Consider the following 18156-nt stretch of genomic DNA (forward strand, 5'->3'; position numbering starts at 1 on the left):
CTGGCCTGCGCTGTACTACAGATGATTTCGCTTTCCTCGCCCGTTGGCCGTACTATTGTAACTTCACCATTAAGTTGGGTTGGTCATGAATACTTCGCTACTACTTACGTGCCTTGTTGTTTCGCCCGTCGCTTTTGGCCAAAATAACTTGCCAATTATCAAGGCTACCTCAACCCACGTTGCCATCAATGACGGTGGTTATCTGGACAAAAATGCCTGGACACTGTCGCCAAAAGCCAGGCCCGATATATACACCGCCGACAGGACCCGGCAACCGAAACACGTTACATTTTATACCGACATTGACTCCATTCGTATCAAGCTAAAGCCGGGCCAATCCGTTGATTTTATTATTCTGCTAAACGAAAAAGATAGTTGTTATACCCGCGTTGTCAGCGCCATACCGCCCGCCCTAAAAACGGCAGGTATTAAAACTACGCCCGATACCATTCCTTTCACGTTAACGGCCTACAACGCCATTGCCGTAAATGCGCTTATCAATAATCGTGATACGGTAAAATTACATTTCGACACCGGCTCGTTCGACTTTCGGCTCACCAGAGAAGGTATTCGCACCAGAACAAAATTATTGGCCAACCAACCCGATGCCGTAGCCGGAAAAACGACCCCAGATTTTGGTAAGATGGAGAAAGTAAGGACTATACAGCTTGGAAAACGGGTTTTTACTAACCCATCTGTCACCGTGACCAGGCTAACGGCCCACGAAATGGATGGTCGCTTTGGCCCAAATTTGTTTGAAGGTAAAGTTGTTGAAATTGATTACGATAAACAGCTACTTATTATTCACGAAAAGCGGCCACGCCGACTAAACGGTTACACCAAATCGCCACTTTTATTTATCCGGTCATTCGCTTGTATTGCGGCCAATTTACGCGTTGGCAATAACCTGTATTCAGGCAACTTTTTGTTGGATTCCGGCTCCAACATGGCTGTTATTCTCGATAGTGCCTGGGCAGCTCATGAGCAATTTCCTACCAATTTACCTTTACTCAACGTAAAAAAAGTCAGCGACCCGCGCGGTTTTGTTTACGAAACGAAAACAGTTCAACTTCCGCTTATTCGGGTCAGTACGTTTGAGTTGACCAATGTACCTACCACATTGCTCGGCAGTAAAAATCCAGACGGTTTCTCGCTCAATTATTTGGGCAATGATTTGTTGAAACGGTTTAATACGATACTGGATCTAAAGAACGACTGTATCTACCTGAAGCCCAACAAATTAATCAACCTTGGCTACCGCGAAAATTCCTAAAGCCAACATCATTGCCGTACCATTCACATGCATACTACCGACCTGGGCTGGCTGATCTATTGCCTGCTCATCACCTTTTTATCCTTCATTCACCTGCTGCGAATTGATGCCTGGTGGATTCGTATCTGGGACTTCCCACACACCCAACTCACTGTGTTGGCGGGCATTGGGGTACTTGGCTGGCTCTCTTTTGTACAGGATTTCAGCTGGCCGCTGTGGCTGGCTCCGGTTGGGCTGACGGCTGCACTGCTGTATCAGGGCTGGCTGATCTGGCCCTACACCCCCCTGCACCCCCGGCAGGTGATGCGGCAGCGCAGCCCGCGCAGGCTACGCAAGCAGGTCATCAACGACCCTAACACGGTTCGGCTGATGAGCGCCAACGTGCTTATGACCAACACCCAGTGTCCCAAAGTGCTGGCCCTAGCCCGTAAACACAAGCCCGACCTGATCCTGATTCTGGAGGCCAGTCAACAATGGGCGCAGGCACTAAAACCGCTGGAGGCCGACTATCCGTACCAGATATTATACCCGCAGGAAAACACTTATGGCCTCTTGTTCTATTCAAAACTGCCCATAGCGGATCAGAAACTGCGTTTTTTGGTGGAAGACGACATTCCATCCATTTATGCCCAGCTCACGTTGCGGTCGGGGCAGGTGATGCATTTCTACGGCATTCACCCACAGCCGCCCAGCCCTACCGAACATTATCGATCTACCGAGCGCGATGCCGAACTGGTGCTGGTGGGTCGCGAAGCCCGGCAGCAAACCGAACCCGTGCTGGTGGCAGGTGATCTGAACGACGTGGCCTGGTCGCACACGACGCGGCTTTTTCAGCGCATCAGCGGCCTGCTCGACCCGCGCGTGGGGCGGGGGCTATACAGCACCTTTCACGCCAACTATTTCTTCCTCCGCTGGCCCCTCGACCACGTGTTTGTGTCGCACCATTTTCGCCTGCGTACGCTCCGCCGGTTGCCTAATTGCGGCTCCGATCATTTTCCCATATTGGTATCGCTCGTCTACCACCCCGACCCTACCCGCGCCAATCAAACACCCCAACCCGAAGGCGACGACCTCGAAGAAGCACAGGACATTGTGCATCGAGCCAAGCATGATTAGCCGTTGGTCATGTCGCTCTGTCACAACTGGTGAAACTGATCCCGAATCTCCGACACCATGGTCTGGAAAGCGGGTTTGGCGAGGATGGTTTTGTCCCAGCAGAGGTCCATGGCGGCCAGGTCGTAGGTGCGTTTGATGCGGGCACCGGGAATAATATTGCCGTTGGTGTCGCGGTCGCGGCCCATGAGCCAGAGGGTGTCAGACACGGAAGCCGTAGCCACGATGTCGTGCGAGACGATGATGATCGTGTTTAGCTCGTGCGAGTGGGCAATTTCCTGAATCATCTCAGCCACTTCTTCGATCATCAGAATATCCAGTCCGCTGAAGGGTTCATCGAGCAGCAGAAAATGGTCGGAACAGAGCAGTTGCTGGGCAATGGCCACGCGCTGCCGCTGCCCGCCCGACAGTTGCGCCGGATACAGCCCCAGCTTGTCGGCCATGTGCAGGCGGCCCATCACGTCGCGCATACGGTCGGCGGCTTCCGAGCCGTTGGGGTAGCGTTTTTTGGCCGCCAGCATCAGGTTGCCTTCAATGGTGCGGTGGTTGAAGAGCGGGTAGTTTTGTTGCACTACGCCCACCATGCCCGCCCGTACCGGTTGCAGCGGGTCGCCGAGTTGCACCGTGCCCGACGTGGGTTGCAGCAGTCCGGCCAGGATCTCGAAAAATTTGGTTTTCCCCACCCCCGACGGCCCCAGGAACCCCACCACCTGCCCGGTGGTCATGCCCGTGCGAACCACGTCGCGGACTTCCACCGACAAGTCGCGGAGGATCGGATTGCCCCCCAACGTGAGGTTCACATTGTCGGCGCGGAGGATAATATTGGTACGTTGTGATTGCATGATGGAAGGAAGGAATTTACGATGTACGATTTACGAATTACGATTGTTGCTGACGCCGGTCAGCCTACTCTTGCGTAAGCTGACCGGCGTCAGCAACCAATCGTAATTCGTAAATCGTACATCGTAAATCAATGCGTTAGCGTGGCGTAGGGACAGAAGAGTTTTTTCAGGAAACCGATGCCGTAGTCGAGGGCAATGCCGACGAGGAGGATCACGATCTGGATGGCGAAAACGGCGTCGATGTGGAAGTGTTTGTTCTGGTTCAGCAGCATGGTACCCACACCGCCTTCGGCCCGCGAAATGCCCTCTACGAGCGTCAGCAAGGCCCAGGCGATGGCGAAATTCTGCCGGATCACGTCAAACACCTGGTCGAATTTGCCCAGGATGACCACCTCCCACACCACCTGCCATTCCGACATGCGGAGCGTACGGGCGTGGTTCAGTTCGTTGCGCGTCACCGACTGCACCACGCCCACCATATTGGTCACGAAAAACACCGTGATGCCAAATACCAGCAGCGACACCTTCAGGCTGTGACCGCTGTGGGTCATGAGCGTGAATACAAACGAGAGGCCCACGAGCGTCAGAAACCTGAATTTCGTGATCAGAAACGCCAGCGGCCTAAAGAACGGGATCACCGTAGCGTAGGCAATAAGCAGCGAAATAACCGTGGCAATCAGCATGGCTTGCAGGCTTAGGGCCATGCTCGTCCAGAGTTCCTGAATCAGGTTGTCGTTCTGAACCAGTCGCCCCATAGCCCGCAGGATCTCTACGGGTGTGGGCAGCAACGGCGACTGCGACAAAAACCAGATGATGGCCGCAATGACCACCTGGGCCAGCACCATGACCCCATACGACGACCTATCAGGCCGCCCGTTGGGCTTTATGAGTTCAGTGTAGTTCGTCATTTCCCCATCACCACCGTGACGCGGCGGTTTTTGGCGCGGCCTGTGGGGGTGCTGTTAGGCACAAGCGGGTTGTCGGAACCGTGGGCAATCACGCTCAGCCGACCGTCGGGGAAGTTGGTGGGCGATTTTTGCTCCAACCACTGCTTCACGGCAAAGGCGCGGGCCTCAGACAAGGTACGGTTGGTGGCCGCGTCGCCCACGTTGTCGGTGTGACCGTGGAGTTCCACGCGCAGGTTCGAGGCCACCACCAGGTCGTTGAAGAGCGATTGCAGCGTCTTCTGCGAGGCTGGTGTCAGCTTGTTACTGCCCGACTGGAATTCGATGTTCCAGGCTTTCTCGGCCACCTTCTGCCGGATGGCATCGTCGTCGTTGAACGTCACCTTGTCGGCGTCGGCTTTGGTGGTGGTGCGGCCCGCCACGGCTTTCAGGTAGCTCAGGTCAATCACGTCGTCGGCGGGTGGGTACGAGGGCATCAGCTTGGGATACAGCTGCTTAGCCACGTCGCCGAAGAGCGTGTAGACGATCTTATAGACGTTGGTGCTGCCCTGCCCCATGCCAAAGAGTTCGATGTTGTCGCCCAGGTTATGCACCCGCGAACCACCCAGTTCAACCACCTGCCCCTGCTTGTCGGCCTGCGACACGCCGTTGTAGTACTTCACCCAGTAAGGGCCGGTTTCTTCCTTGTAAATTTTGGCCGAAATCTCGCCTGCCTTGTTCAGCGCCGCCGAATACGACTTCACCTGATCACCGCCTTTGGCAATGGCGTCGATGATGTTTTCTACCACGGGGCGGTTGTCTTCCATCCATTTCTTGATGCCGATTACCACGCAAGGCATCTGTGACCGGTATTCTTTCGTAGACACGACCGAGATAAGGCCACCTTTTTTCTCGGCAATCATCACGTCGCCGGGGGTCCAGGTAGCTACCGAGTTCACGGCCACGTGCTTGGTCTCGCCGGTGGCTTTACCGTTGACCACCACGGGGCGGTCTTCGGCATAGTCGGAGATGTATTTCTGCGCCGCGTCGATGTACGAATCGGCCGCTACGAAGTTCATGGCGTCAGGGTCGTAGGTCTTCTCATCGGGGTTTACTTTGATGCCGTTGTCGCCGCACCATTTCACCACAATGTTCCAGTCGCCGTCGCGGAGGTAAGCCGCGCACAGGCCCCCCTTGGCCGATTGTGGGTTGTCGCGCCAGGCGGCAGGCCCCATCAGTTTATCTTCGCCCAGCGACTTCCCGCAGGTGTAGACAATCTGGGCTTTGTACTCCGGCCCCAGCTTTTCCAGTTCGGGGTTCACCCCGGCCAGAAACGCGGGGGCACCGTCGCCCATGATGGTCACAAATTGCACACCCTCCGTGGTTTTGGGGTTGCTCTTATATTCTGAGGCAAACTTGATGAGCGACGCCTGCATCTGCGGCACGTCGTCTTGCCGAATGAGGTTGAGGTTCACGTTGTTTTTGGCCATCAGCGACCCTTCGGTGGTTTTGGGGCCACCGTTGGCAAAAAACAGGCCCATCTGGGCATTCCAGGCCCAGCACTGCCAGCGGATTTCGGGTGTGGTAAGGGCGGCTTCCTTGTCGCTCGGCATATCGGCCTGCGGCACGGCGGTGGCGGCGTTTTTGGGCGCGTCGGGCAGATCGATCCGGGCTACGCTCTGTGATTCGCTGACGGATTTTTTCAGCACATACCCACTGTCGACCACCAGCCATTTGAGGCCCCAAAGGCCCGCCAGGATCAGCACAGTGACCAGAATACGACCAGGTACAGTTAAACGATTCATTGTTTAGGCGTTTGTTTAGTTGATAATGGCACTTGTTTGTGTAAAAGACAGGTCAAAACTACCCCGGATCTTGGTTTTGAGGTAGTGAAATCGTACAAATGGCTTCCGTATGGCCTATATGGCTACCTGACGGGCCAATCGGCAATGGGGCTATTTACGCAAAAACCGGCTCCTTTCCTGAGTTGAATTACAGAGAGGTGCCTCATCATAACCACCGTTGATGATCCCTGCGCAAACCATCTGGCGTGGTGGCCGTTAGCTACCTATATACTAGTCACGATGACCATTACGTTTCTGACCGCCGAGTGGCGCAACCTCATCTTTGCCAACTACGCCATTGACCGCCGGGTACTGGAGCCGCTGGTACCCTACGGCACCGAACTCGATGCGTATGACGGCGTTTGCTACGGTAGCCTGGTGGGGTTTTATTTTCAGAAGGTACGCATGTTTGGCCGGGTGGCGGTGCCGCTGCATACCGAATTTGAGGAGTTCAACCTGCGCTTTTACGTGCGCCGAAAGACCGATTCGGGCTGGAAACGGGGCGTAGTGTTTGTGAAAGAGATTGTACCCAAACGGGCCATTGTGGTGGTGGCCAGAACATTGTACGGTGAACCCTACGCTACCCACCCCATGCGCCATAGCCTGTCGGTCGACGCTGACAGTCAGCACATTGGTTACGAATGGAAAGTAGGCCGCAACTGGAACCATATCCGCGTATCGGCCGACCGCACGGGGCACAGTCTGGTGCCGGGCAGCGACGAAGAATTTATCACCGAACACTACTGGGGTTATACCGGGCGCGGGCCGGGCCGCACCTCAGAATATGAAGTGGTGCATCCGCAGTGGACTATTTACCCCGTCAACGACTACGACGTCAACTGCGATGTGCCTAAACTCTACGGCCCCTCGTTTGCGCCCTTTTTCGAGCAGGCTCCGCAGTCTGTTTTCCTCGCCGACGGCTCAGTCGTGGCCATCAGATCGGGCGCTGTTGTTCACTAACCAATTCTAACCATTTGGTATCTACACAGCTTTAGTAGCAACAACATATTCACCTCCACCACCTATGTCTATTGCTAAAGGCCCTATCTACACCGCTCTTTTTGCCAACCTGGGTATTGCGGCCACCAAATTCGTAGCGGCGGCTATGACCGGCAGTTCGGCCATGATCTCAGAGGGTATTCACTCGCTGGTCGATTCGGGCAATGAGATGCTGTTATTATTGGGCATTTATCGAAGCCAGAAACCTGCCGATGAAAAACGGCCGTTTGGCTACGGGCGTGAACTGTTTTTCTGGTCCTACATTGTGGCGCTGCTCATTTTTGCGGTGGGGGGCGGCGTCTCGTTTTACGAAGGCGTAACCCATTTGCAGCATCCAGAACAGATTGAAAACCCGATCTGGAACTACGTTGTCCTGAGTGTGGCGCTGGTATTGGATGGCTACTCGCTCTACACTGCCCTCACGGCCTTCAATCAGCAGCGCGGCAACCGGCCTTTCTGGCAATCGGTGATCGACAGTAAAGACCCAGCCACGTTTACGGTATTGTTTGAAGACGCCGCCGACGTGCTGGGCCTGCTTATTGCGCTGGCTGGGGTGGTGCTGGGGCAGGTGTTCAACAACCCTTATTTCGACGGCATAGCCTCTATCCTGATCGGCTTGCTGCTGGTGGGTATCTCGGTGGTGCTGGCCCGCGAAAGCAAGAGCCTGCTCATGGGCGAGGGCGTCGACGACGACACTAAGGCCCAACTTATTGCCCTCACCACCGCCGACCCCGCCGTGGTGTCGGTGTTGAACATGCACACGATCTACATGTCGCCTAACGAAGTGGTGGTGATGCAGCGCGTAGCTTTCGACCCCGCCCTAACCGCCGACTTAGTCAGCTACGCCATCCACCGGATTTCCAATACCTTACGAACCGAACTGCCCGACATCAAGCAGATTTTTGTAGAACCAGGTACCGCACCGGTGAAGTAGTAGTAGCTATTGCCACTGCCCGCTGCTTACTTCCTCATGCTCTTCTACCTGAACAGTTTCCCTAACGGGTTGCCGCACGATTTTTACGACGAAAAAGCAGCCCAGCAGCACCAGAACGCCCACCATCACGCTGGGCAGGGGCTGTAGCTTTAGCTTGGTACTCAGCGCAAACAGCAGCGGGTTGCTCAGCACCAGAAACACCAGCGTATTGCGCGCCATGAGTTGCAACGCCGAGGATTGCCAGCCCCGCCGAATCCAGTGGCCGACCAAGAGGTAAACGGCATAGAGGAATCCCCACGAGCCGCAAAGCCAGAAAATGGACGGCGGAAAGCGGCTCGGAAACTCATGATGAAGGGCGTAATAACCCACAAAAGCCCCTGAACCCAAGGCCGAAACCAGCGCAACCCGGCTATCCCAGCGGGTGCCGAACCGGGCGAAATACATACCCGCCACGAAGAAAACCAGGTACTGCACCACCGGAAAAGCCGTTACCTCGCGTGAGCCAATCAGCAGGGCCAGCCACGGCGATGGCGAAAAATCGGCGGGAATCACAAGCGAACTAAGCACCGCCCCCGCCCCGGCCAGCCGCATCCCCCAGGGCGAATAAGACAGGCGCTTGAGGGGTTCAAAAAAGAGCAGCGTGGCCAGGGTCAGGATAAAGAACGACAGCAGAAATTCGGAGTATAGGGCAATGTCGCTCAGGAGCAACACATCGACTATACGACTCATGGTGAGCGGATTAACTATACCTGTTCGGCTCGGCAAGAAGATAGTAGCCATTAGCGCCGATACGTAGTAAGCCAGTAACAGCACCGCCGCTGTGCGAGCTAGTTTGCCCTGCACGGCGGCGCGTGATTTGGCGAAATAAGCGGCACAATAGGCGTAGCCGAAGCAAAAAAAGAACCCCGCAAAAGCAATCAGATTGCCGAAGGCCGTGTAGGCATAACACAATTGACTGATGCGGTTGCCAGGAATGATGGTACCGAGTAGCTGAAAACTGTGCCCCAGCACCATCCCTCCAACCAGCAGTGCTTTGATATAATCAATCGTGGTGTAATTGTCTCTCATCTGTTGGCAAAGCAATTTGGAAGCAAATTACTAGGCTAAGTATAGAGTAGCGACACAATTGATTAGATGGTCCTTTATTCGCCCGAAGGCCGTTTCAGCACCTGCGACAGCGGCACGGGTTGGCCAAAGTTGGGCGTGCCGTCGGTATTGAATGTGAACGGCTGCATCCGCACAGACCGATTATCACCACAACCCTGACCGGGGGCGGCGTTGGCGTGGTAGACAATCCAGTTTTCCTTGCCGTTGGGGGTTTGGAAAAAGCTGTTGTGCCCCACGCCATAGGTACCGCTACTACCATAGGGGCCAAACACCGGGTTCGCCGACTTTGTCCAGGCGGCGGCATCTGTCAAATTAGCTGTCGATGAAGCCGTTAACTGGCCCAGTGCGTAGAAATCGGTACCGCAAAAACTGGCCGAATACACCAGAAATACCTTGCCCCCATTCACCAGAAACTCAGGACCTTCGTTCACGCCGAAGCCCTGCTTCTCCCAGGCATAATCGGGAAACGACAGCCGCACGCGTGGCCCCTCGGCGGTGTAGGAATTGATGAGCTTGCTGATATAGATCGCCTGCGGGCCACCCAAATCATTCTCCCAGCCCGACCACGCACAGTACAGTTGATTATTCAGGTTCAGTACCGTGGCGTCGATAGCCCATTTGTTGTCGGCCAGCATCAGTTGACCCCGGTCGGTCCAGGTACCGGTAGTGGGGTCGGCGGCGGCGTTTTCGAGCACAAACATCCGGTGGTTTTTGTCGTTGCCATCGTCGGCGGCGTAATAGATATACCATTTGCCGTTCAGCAGATGTAGTTCCGGTGCCCAGATATTCCGCGAGTTAGGGCCGGTGGCGGGGGGTGTCCAGACGGTAACGGGCCGCGCCGCACTCAGGCGACTCATACTGGCAGTTTTGTAGATCCGCAGGCTGTTGCCCGTGGTGTGCATGACGTAGTAAAACCCGCCATTGGCCACCACCCACGGGTCGGGACCAACGGGCAGAATGGGGTTGCTGAATTTTCCAACCGTGTCGACCACCACCACCGGCGGCATGGGCGTTACAGGGTCCGGCGTTTTCTTGCACCCATACCCGCCCAAAAACACAAGTAAAATGAGGGAGGAAAAGAGGGAGTTTTTCATTATTGAGACAGGGGTTTACAGTATTAGTTTTCAGTTTGGAGTCTACAGTTGCTTCACGCTCTGGGGGCTAGGCGTCAGCCCCCAGAGCGTGAAGCAACTGTAGACTCCAAACTGAAAACTAATACTGCGGATTTTGCGCCAGGTTGGGGTTTAGGTCGCGGTCTAGCTGGGGAATGGGCAGCAGCTCATGTTTGCCTTTCACGAAGTTTTTGAAGCCCGGATCGCGGTCGGCCAGGGCAGGCCCCAGGTCACCCCAACGGGCCAGGTCGTTCCAGCGGTGCCCCTCGCCCGACAGCTCCGTAACGCGCTCATGCTTGAGCTGCGCCAAGAACTGATCCTGCGTCAGGCCCGGCTTCACCACCGATAGTTTGGCCAGCCCGGCGCGGGCACGCACCTGATCTACATAGGCGTAGGCCTGGGTGGTTTTTCCCGTGGCGTTCAGCGCTTCGGCATACATCAGCAGCACGTCGGCATAGCGAATGTAGCGCCAGTTGTTGGGCGACCGGTAGCCTTCTTCGTTTTTCCAGTGGTCGTTCTGAAACTTGCGGAACCACACGCGTTTGTTGTCGCTGCCATACCTTTTGGTAAACGTCTGCCCGTAGATCTGCGTAAAATTTGGGCCACGCACGTCGGTCGAGTCGAACAGGAACGAGGCTTCCAGGCGTGGATCGCGGGCACCGGCCGTGGTCTTTTCGTTGAACTCATACACCGGCCAGCGGCTAGCTTCGCCGTCTGACCAGCCAATGCCGCTGGGGCCAAAAAACTGCGCTACTGAGGTGCCGTAGTTCTGGTTAGGCGTCTCGGTGTCGTCGTCGGTGTACTCGGCGGGGTTGAGTGCAAACTGAATTTCAAACACCGACTCCTTGTTGTTCTCGCTCGTAATCAGGAAGTTATCGCGGTAGTTGGGCACCAGGCCATACACGTTTTTACCGTCGCCGTCGGCCAGCCATTGCAAAGGCACCAGGGCCTCGGTGTATTTGCGCTGCTGAAATTGCGCCTTGGCCAGCAGGGCATAGGCCGCCCCCTTGGTAGCCCGCCCCAGATCGGCCGATCCGTAGGTGGTGGGCAATACGGCTACAGCCTCGGTCAGGTCTCTTTCAATCTGCGCCCAAATAGCCGTCTGCGGAGCCGACGAAGGTTTATCGCCCACCACCGACGGGTTGGTAATCAGCGGCACACTGCCGTAGAGCGTCACGAGCTGGTAGTAGAATAGGCCCCGCATAAACTTGGCTTCGCCCAGATAGCGGTTCTTCAGCGTGGCATCCATCGCAATGTTGGGCACGTTGGCAATCACCTGGTTGGCCCGGTTCACGCCAATGAAGTTGTCGCGCCAGACCGTGTAGCCAAAGTCTAGGTTGGTATCAGTAATCAGAAACCGGTCGGCGTTGTTGGGAATAGGCGCATAGGGGCTTTGGCTACGCCCTTCGTCTGACCGGATGATGTAGAAAAACGGCGTCCAGCGCGAGGTACCTTCGCGGTGCAAGGTGCTGTAGACGCTGTTTACCCCCGCCAGCGCTTCGTCGCCAGTTTTCCAGAACGACTGCGCCGTTACCTGGTTAGGGTTCACAATGTCGAGGTTTTGCTGGCAACCCACCAGCAACAGGCCCACGCCAACGGCAAAAGAGATGATGTTCGTTTTCATATGAGTATATCCAAAAAGGAGGCTTAAAAATCGCCGGTGATACCTACTGACAGCACGCGGGGTGACGGGTAGTGGCCGTTGTCGACGCCCCGTTCCTGAATATTGGCACCCGTCACGTCGGGGTCGAGGCCTGTATATTTCGTGATTGTAAACAGGTTCTGCCCGCTCACATATACGCGGGCATTGCGCACGTGCGCCCGCTTTAGCAGGTCAGATGGCAGCGTGTAGCCCAGTTCGATATTGCGGAGCCGCACGTAGGAGGCATCTTCCAGCCAGCGGTCGCTGTAGCCTAGGTTGTTGTTGACAATCCCCTGATCGCGGTCCTGCAACCCAATGCGGGGGTCGGCGGTGCCGGTGTTGGTAGGGGTCCAGGGGCTGACGTCGCGGCGGAAGTTGGTGTTCTGGTAGCCGTCCAGGATGCCGCGAATGCTGTTGTAGACTGTATAACCAAATACGCCCACCAGTTGCACGTTCAGACCGAACCCGCCGTAGCTGACGTTGGCCTGCGCCCCTGCCTGCAACTTGGGCCAGGGCGACGAGACAAACTGCCGGTCGTCGACGTTGATGCGGCCATCGCCATTGGTGTCTACGTAGCGGATGTCGCCGGGTTTGGCGTCGGGCTGAATCTTACCGCCATCTTTACTCACATAGGCATCTACCTCGGCCTGACTCTGGAATAAGCCGTTGGTTTTCAGCACGTACCACTGCCCCACGGGGTTACCCACCTGCGACCGCGTGTTGCCACTCTGGATGTAGTTGATGTTCAACCCCTGGTTGCCCACGTTCTCCACACGGTTGCTGATGGTGGTAAAATTACCCGACACGTCCCACTTGATCGGGCCAGCATTTTGGCGGTAAGTCAGCGAGACTTCTACGCCGCGGTTCCGAATAGAGGCCGTGTTGACAAACGGGTCGCCGCGCAGGTTGCCCAGATAGCCCGGCACCCGCAGGTTCAGGATGGCATCGGTCGAGAGCGAGTTGTAGACGTTTACTTCGGCCGTAACGCGGTTGTTGAACAGACTGGCCGTCAGGCCTATATTCTGTTGGGTGCGGGCTTCCCACCGCAGGTCGGGGTTGGCCAGTTGCGCTTGATAAGCACCCACGTTGGGGGTCTGGTCAACGCCAAACACGGCGCGGGGGTTGTTGTTGATAAACGCCGTGTAGGGAAACGAACCCAGGGTAGGCACCACAATTCCCAGCTTGCCATAGGAGGCGCTCAGCTTCAGGTCAGAGATCCAGCCCACCTTGAAAAAGTCTTCCTGGCTGATGCGCCACGCCACCGCCCCCGACGGAAAGAAGCCCGTGCGGTAGTTGGCCCCAAACCGCGAATCCTGATCCACGCGGCCCGTCAGCGTGAGCAGGTATTTGTCGCGGTAAGTATAGTTAACACGGCCAATGTAGCCCAGAATGGCGTATTTGTCGGGTGTGTAGCCCGCCGAGTTCGACACCCCCGTGGCGGCGTTGATGGTGGTGAAATACTGACCACCCGCCTGCCCCAGGTCGGTGCGCGAACCCGACGTAACGTCGCGTTGAGTGTTTTGCTGGCTAATACCGATCACACCGTTGAGGCTGTGCGCCGCGCCAAACGTACGGTTATAATTCAGGGTATGTTCAAACAGCGTGCTTGTGTAGCGCGACCGGTCTTCGCTCACCGAACTGGGCACTGGCGCGGCACTGTACTGATACACGCCCAGTTTGCGGAGGTATTGGGTATAGTCGAAACTGGCTTCCAGACCGGCGTTGAACCGGTATGACAACCCCTCGAACAGCTTCACGTCGAGGTAGGCATTGCCTACCAGCTTGGCAAACGTGCTTTTGTTCGACGTCAGGTTGCGGGCCGCCACGGGGTTGTAGGCATACGAAATGGCGTCGGGGTTGGTGCCAATGCCATAGCCTTCGGGGTTGGTGGCGCTCACATAGCGCGGGTCCTGCACGGGAATCACGGGCAGGGCGTAGGCCATGTCGTAGATCGGGTTGAAAAAAGTGGGCGGGTTCTGAATGTTCGAGTTGGTGAGCACCAGGTTCTCCCCTACCGTAACCCGGCCCAACTGGTTCCGCGTGTTGATCCGCAAACTGGCCCGGTCGAAACCCGTGCCTTTTACGTAGCCGGTGTTGTTGAAAAAGCTGCCCGAAATCAGGTATGAACTGGCCGTGGTGCCGCCAGACAGCGTCACATTATAGTCTTGCAGGCTGCCCGTCTGGAGCACTTCGTCCTGCCAGTTGGTGTTTACCGTGGGGTTGCCCGCCACACTGGCCGGTACGGGTACGCCTGCGTTTTGGTACTGCTGCCGTTGCAGGGCCGCAAAGGCCGGGGCATCCATCACATCCCAGCGGCGATAAAGGCTCTGCGCCCCGTATTTGGCCGAAAACGACACCCGAACCGGGCCTTCTTTACCCTGCTTGGTGGTAATGATCACAACCCCGTTGGCCGCCCGCGACCCATAAATAGCCGCCGCCGACGCATCTTTCAGCACCTGAATCGACTCGATATCGTTGGTGTTGATCGTGGGGTTGGCATCGGCAATCATGCCGTCGATGATATAGAGCGGGTCGGTGCTGAGGAAGCTGGCCACCCCCCGAATCTGGATGGAAGCCGCCTGCCCCGGCAAACCCGAATTGCGCACCGTCACCCCCGGCGACAGCCCCTGAATAGACTCGGCCAGGGAGTTGGCCGTTACCCGGTTGGACTGCGCCGGGCTGATGAGGTCGGTAGCACCAGTCAAATCTTTCTTGCGCACGGTCTGATAGCCAATTACTACCACCTCGTTCAGGGTGCGGTCATCGACGGCCATTTTCACGTTTACCACGCTCTGACTACCAATGATTACTTCCTGCTTTACATAGCCCACGCTACTGAATGTCAGCACGGTAGCGGCGTCGCTGATGTTGATCTGGTAGTTGCCGCTGCCGTCGGTGGTGGCACCGGTATTCGTTCCTTTTTCAATGACGTTTACCCCAGGCAGGGCCTGGTTGTTCTCGTCAGTGACCTGTCCCGTTATGCGCTTCACGACGGCCTCCTGTGCTTGCGCCGCCACGTCGGCGGTCCCGCGTCCGGAACGGCTCGTGGCGGGGTTGGCTAAAGGGGCCGAGGCGGCTTTGGCAGGCTGCGCTGCCGAAATCACGATCAGGTTGTCTTTGATTTTCTGAAAGCGCAGTCCCTGGCTACCTAGTAGGTTCTCAAGCGTTTGTTCCAGAGCGTTGCCGGTTAATTCGAGCGTAGCCGTGCGCCCTTCAATCAGTTGGTCGTCGTAAGCAAAATTGACGCGATATTTTTTCTCCACTTCCGCCAGGGCCTTTTTCAGCGACCGTGTTTTGGTGGGGCGGGTGTCATACGCCTGCATCTCGTGACGGACGGGGGTTTCGGCCCAGGAGAGCAACTGCGCCGCCGCCAGCTGGGGCAACGAATACAGGCTCAGGCCGATGACCACCGCCGAAACAGCTATGTACTGATTCTTCATGGTTTTGGTTGTTAATAACGTTTGTATTGGGTTTACTGCGCCGGGCTAACTGCCTGGCAGGGGCACGCTTTACTTACTTTTTCTCAAATACACGGTGTTGCTATCCCGCTCAACCGTCAGGTCGAACGTGGCGGCCAGGGTGGTCAGGAGCGTTTCCAGGTTTTCGCTCGACAGGTTGCCCGTAAACCGGCGGTCGGCCAGGGCATCGTCGCCAAAAACAAGCGTCAGTCCCTGGGCATCGCTCAGCTGCTGGGCAATGTCGCGCAGGGGGGTTTTCTCAAAGATGTACTGCTGCTGTGTCCAGGCAGTGCGGGGCTGGGGATCCTCTTTCTGAAGGGCTACAGCCTCAATGCCGGGCCGGGCGGTGGCTACCTGTCCGGGCCTCATTTCCAGCACCTTAGCCTGCGCATTGTCGGGCCGGATGAGCTTCACCTTTCCCTCTACCAGCGTCACGTCGGTCTGCCCGCGGCGGGTGTTCACGTTAAACTGCGTCCCCAACACCTGCACGTCGAGGCCGGGGGTATGGGTCGTAAACTTGACCGGCACGGCGTTCAAGGGTATAGCGTTCAAGGGTAAATCTGCCTGCTCCTGAGCCGCCATGGTCTTTTTTGTGACAGTGAAAAAACCTTCTCCCTCCAGCCACACCTCGCGGGCTTGTCCGTCGGCCCAGTCGTCGCGGTAGGTCAGCGTGGAATTACCGTTGAGTTGCACGGTCGATCCGTCGGGCAGGGCAACGGTCGTTGTTTCGCCGAAGTTGGTGTGGGCTACATGTTTGTGCTGTTGTTCGCGCCAGTACCAACCGGTGGTGAATACGCCCAGCAGGCCTACCGTCGAGGCAGCCACGCGCCAGCCGGTCAGCCAGTTGGGCCAGGCACGGCGACTGTCGAGTGCCCTAACGGGCGTAGCCGATGGGGTCGCAAAGTAGGTAGTATGGGCCTGTTCCAGCAGGGTCCAGATGCGCTCGTAGCTGGCCTCGGTGAGGTCGTCGTAGTTGGTGCGCAGGTGGAGCAACAGGGTAGCAGCCTCATCTATATAGGCCTGTTGCGCCGGGTACCGGAGCATATACGTATGCCAAAACGACATAGTAGCCTCGTCGGGCTGAAGTACCCACCGCCGAAACGACTCATCGAGCACGAAATCGCGGGTGGTAAACTGCGCATAGTTGGTGGGTAGATCGTGGGGCATAACGGCGTGCTTTCCCACAGAAGAAACCGCCGTTCAATTTTATCCCCCGCAAATGCAAGTTTTTTCCCCCATTATCAGTAACAGCACCAACACACCCGTGTCGACGCGTTTTTGGAGGGCGGCGATGGCTTTGTAGATCACCTTATAGGCCGACGACTGTTCGATACCCATCACCCCGGCAATTTCTTCGTAGGTCAGGTTGTCGAAATATTTCAGAAAGAGGGCTTCTTTCTGGCGGGGCGGCAGGTGGTTCAACTCGCGCAATAAGGCCGCCGACTGATCGGCCGAGATTTGGGCATCAAGCCAGGTTGGTTCATACTGAAATTCGACCCGGAACTCGATAGCGTCGGGGTCGGCGTCGAAGCGGGATTCGGTCTGCAAGCGGCGGACCAGTTCGCGGCGGAGCGACCGCATGAGGTAAAACTTGATGGAGTCGGTGCGACCCAGGCGATTACGGGTTTCCAGAATGCTTAGAAACAGGTCCTGCAAACAATCTTCGGTAAGCTGCCGGTTCTGCGCAATTTTGTAGCCATAGTTGTAGAGCACCTTGGCGTAGCGTTCATACATACAGGCATACGCGTCCTGATTTCCAGCCAGAAAATCATCCCACAGTAGGGCGTCGGTAGAGTAGTTGTACACGCCGGAAAGTAGCATAGAGGTGTTGAGCAAATGTATACTGAATATAACTGATTCTGCTTTGAAATAGTCAATTCAGACTACGAATACTTATGAATGGAAATAGTGGCCTTTGTCGTTTTCTAACCACAACCAGCTGTCAGACAATCAGTTATAGTACAAATTCTAAGTAGTGGGTATGTACGTAGTCTACCGTTCTTTTAGGTGAAACAATCACCCCACTATGGTTCGCTTTGTACTTCTGTTATCGCTCTTGCTGACATATGCATTTACCGTCTCGGCCCAACCGGTTGGCAAGCTGGTTCGTCGGCATCCGGGCATTGTGTCGTATACCTTCCGCGATGAGTTTGCCAAAGACGTACCCGCCACCCTTGACCATATCAGGCAGTTGGGCATCACCGATCTTGAATTATCGAACCTGTTTGGCAAAACCGCAGCGGAGTTCCGCACCTGGCTCAACGAGCGGGGTATCCAATGCAGCAGCTACGGGGTGAGCTACGACGATATTCAGAAAAAACCCGCCGAGGTGCTGCAAAACGCCAAGACGCTGGGTGTGCAGTTTGTGCGCGTGGCCTGGATTCCGCACGAAGGCGCGTTTGACACTACGATGGTGCGCAAAGCGGCGGCGGTCTTCAACACCTTTGGCCAACTCGCCCGGCAGCAGGGCATTACGTTCTGCTACCACAACCACGGCTACGAGTTTGCGCCCTACGGCCAGGGCACCATTTACGATGAGTTGATGCGCCTGACCAACCCCGACTACGTTTCCTTCGAGATGGATATTGCCTGGACGTTTTTGCCCGGCCAAAACCCTGCCACGCTCCTGGCCAAGTACCCCAAGCGGTTCCGCCTCATGCACCTCAAAGACATTCGCAAGGGCGTTCCTGGCAACGATCAAGGCAAGCTCGCCAACGAAAATTCAGTAATCCTCGGCACCGGCCAGCTCGACTGGCCCACCATCCTGAAGGCCGTCAATCAATCGAGCATCACGCACCTCTACATCGAAGACGAAAGCCAGGCCGCCACCGAGCAAGTGCCGCAGAGCATCGCGTATTTGAAGGGACTGTAATGATTTACGAGCGGTCCGCCGCTGCGGTTACGATTTTTGCTGACGCTGGCGTAGCCCCCCGCCCTAAAGGGTGCCT

General features: G+C 56.3%; 14 protein-coding genes. 5 read left to right on the forward strand and 9 right to left on the reverse strand.

The window, feature by feature from the left end:
• The first annotated feature begins 589 nt into the window (after positions 1-589).
• Together J2I48_RS10575 and J2I48_RS10580 are read left to right on the forward strand one after the other, a co-directional pair.
• Positions 590-1273 carry a hypothetical protein gene (locus tag J2I48_RS10575; protein WP_207335396.1) on the forward strand — a complete coding sequence of 228 codons (684 nt, stop codon included), beginning with the start codon at positions 590-592 and terminating at the stop codon, positions 1271-1273.
• A gap of 27 nt (positions 1274-1300) precedes the next feature.
• Complete coding sequence (locus tag J2I48_RS10580; RefSeq protein ID WP_207335397.1) at positions 1301-2389, forward strand: endonuclease/exonuclease/phosphatase family protein; 1089 nt, start codon at positions 1301-1303, stop codon at positions 2387-2389.
• Between the two features lie 20 nt (positions 2390-2409).
• Here the strand turns inward: J2I48_RS10580 and J2I48_RS10585 are convergent, their stop codons facing one another.
• The 3 genes from J2I48_RS10585 to J2I48_RS10595 form a co-directional block, all read right to left on the reverse strand.
• Positions 2410-3228 (reverse strand): ATP-binding cassette domain-containing protein, encoded by an 819-nt coding sequence (locus tag J2I48_RS10585; RefSeq protein ID WP_207335398.1) that lies wholly within the window; start codon positions 3226-3228, stop codon positions 2410-2412.
• 128 nt (positions 3229-3356) lie between these two features.
• The gene (locus J2I48_RS10590) at positions 3357-4136 is read right to left on the reverse strand and encodes an ABC transporter permease (RefSeq protein ID WP_207335399.1); all 780 of its coding nucleotides are present in this window, start codon (positions 4134-4136) and stop codon (positions 3357-3359) included.
• Complete coding sequence (locus J2I48_RS10595; protein ID WP_207335400.1) at positions 4133-5917, reverse strand: phosphate ABC transporter substrate-binding/OmpA family protein; 1785 nt, start codon at positions 5915-5917, stop codon at positions 4133-4135. The genes J2I48_RS10590 and J2I48_RS10595 overlap by 4 nt, the downstream gene beginning before the upstream one ends.
• Positions 5918-6196: 279 nt before the next feature.
• On the opposite strand from J2I48_RS10595, the gene J2I48_RS10600 reads away from it, so the two are divergent.
• Both J2I48_RS10600 and J2I48_RS10605 read left to right on the forward strand, forming a co-directional pair.
• Positions 6197-6916, forward strand: coding sequence for a YqjF family protein (locus J2I48_RS10600; protein WP_207335401.1), 720 nt, complete (start codon positions 6197-6199; stop codon positions 6914-6916).
• Positions 6917-6980: 64 nt separating this feature from the next.
• A complete protein-coding gene (locus J2I48_RS10605) occupies positions 6981-7889 on the forward strand; it encodes a cation diffusion facilitator family transporter (protein WP_207335402.1) in 909 nt (302 codons plus the stop codon).
• 6 nt (positions 7890-7895) lie between these two features.
• Here the strand turns inward: J2I48_RS10605 and J2I48_RS10610 are convergent, their stop codons facing one another.
• The 6 genes from J2I48_RS10610 to J2I48_RS10635 all read right to left on the reverse strand — a co-directional run bounded on the left by J2I48_RS10610 (position 7896) and on the right by J2I48_RS10635 (position 17029).
• On the reverse strand, positions 7896-8957 hold the full coding sequence (locus J2I48_RS10610; RefSeq protein WP_207335403.1) for an acyltransferase family protein: 1062 nt from the start codon (positions 8955-8957) through the stop codon (positions 7896-7898).
• Positions 8958-9031: 74 nt separating this feature from the next.
• A complete protein-coding gene (locus tag J2I48_RS10615) occupies positions 9032-10090 on the reverse strand; it encodes a glycoside hydrolase family 43 protein (RefSeq protein ID WP_207335404.1) in 1059 nt (352 codons plus the stop codon).
• A 118-nt stretch (positions 10091-10208) separates the two neighbouring features.
• Positions 10209-11732, reverse strand: coding sequence for a RagB/SusD family nutrient uptake outer membrane protein (locus J2I48_RS10620; RefSeq protein WP_207335405.1), 1524 nt, complete (start codon positions 11730-11732; stop codon positions 10209-10211).
• Between the two features lie 23 nt (positions 11733-11755).
• Complete coding sequence (locus J2I48_RS10625; RefSeq protein WP_207335406.1) at positions 11756-15190, reverse strand: SusC/RagA family TonB-linked outer membrane protein; 3435 nt, start codon at positions 15188-15190, stop codon at positions 11756-11758.
• A 69-nt stretch (positions 15191-15259) separates the two neighbouring features.
• Complete coding sequence (locus tag J2I48_RS10630) at positions 15260-16375, reverse strand: FecR family protein (RefSeq protein ID WP_207335407.1); 1116 nt, start codon at positions 16373-16375, stop codon at positions 15260-15262.
• 39 nt (positions 16376-16414) lie between these two features.
• Positions 16415-17029 carry an RNA polymerase sigma factor gene (locus J2I48_RS10635; protein ID WP_207335408.1) on the reverse strand — a complete coding sequence of 205 codons (615 nt, stop codon included), beginning with the start codon at positions 17027-17029 and terminating at the stop codon, positions 16415-16417.
• 205 nt (positions 17030-17234) lie between these two features.
• Here J2I48_RS10635 and J2I48_RS10640 point away from each other — a divergent pair, with 205 nt between their 5' ends.
• Positions 17235-18080, forward strand: coding sequence for a sugar phosphate isomerase/epimerase family protein (locus tag J2I48_RS10640; RefSeq protein ID WP_207335409.1), 846 nt, complete (start codon positions 17235-17237; stop codon positions 18078-18080).
• Positions 18081-18156 lie beyond the last annotated feature (76 nt).

The organism is Fibrella aquatilis, from assembly GCF_017353255.1.
GTDB lineage: Bacteria > Bacteroidota > Bacteroidia > Cytophagales > Spirosomataceae > Fibrella > Fibrella aquatilis.